This window comes from Streptomyces sp. WG5 (genome assembly GCF_049974565.1).
Classification (GTDB): domain Bacteria; phylum Actinomycetota; class Actinomycetes; order Streptomycetales; family Streptomycetaceae; genus Streptomyces.
Genome location: NZ_JBNGGC010000165.1, coordinates 1 through 645, shown reverse-complemented (window position 1 = coordinate 645; position 645 = coordinate 1). Strand labels below are relative to the sequence as shown.

Below are 645 nucleotides of genomic sequence, written 5' to 3'. Positions count from 1 at the left end.
GGTCGCGATGGAGATCGCGATGAAGATATCCGACGAGCTGATGCGCGATTCCGCGGTGCGCGAGATCGTCGGCCTCTGCATGAAGGCCAACAACATCAAGACCGCGCGGGCGCTGTTCCGCGCCATCCATGCCGGCTCGATCAAGGCCGAGGTCTTGAAGGAGCATCCGACGCTGGCGGGCGAGCAGGCTTGAGGCGGAGTGGAGGCGCCTGCCAAAAATGTCGAAAACAACCCCATGCAAAGCAGGGCGCCGGCGCTCGGCGAGGCAGCTCGACCGCCGGACGACGATCAAGCCCCAAAACTCTTCGGCGATCCAGCCGCGATCTGACCGCCGCCGGGCGCGACGCGCATCACGGCGAGGCCGCGCTCATTGGTGCCGTCGCTGCGGAATCGAAACAACCCGTCGATGCCCGCAAAGCCCGAAGGATTGGTCAGGACCTCCGGCGAAAACCGCTGGCCGCCCTGTGTGCGGGCGAGCGCAGCAACCAGCGCTACGCCGTCATAGGCGAGGGTTGCGGTGCGGACCGGATCGCCGCTGTATTTCGCACGGTAGCGCTGGGAAAAGCTGCGGAAGCCGGCCGGGTCAGGCGCCGCGTAAAGCCCGCCGCGCAGATTGGCATTTGCGAACACCCGGGGATTGTCCCA

At 66.2% G+C, this 645-nt stretch carries 1 protein-coding gene and 1 pseudogene; one reads left to right on the top strand and one right to left on the bottom strand.

The features are described from left to right. Nucleotides 1-193 (top strand): hypothetical protein (locus ACP4IX_RS36405; RefSeq protein ID WP_426558954.1); only part of this gene is annotated, 193 nt, incomplete at its 5' end. A 95-nt stretch (nucleotides 194-288) separates the two neighbouring features. On the opposite strand, the pseudogene ACP4IX_RS36400 reads toward ACP4IX_RS36405, so the two are convergent. After that, nucleotides 289-645: pseudogene (locus ACP4IX_RS36400) on the bottom strand (hypothetical protein); the annotation flags it as partial.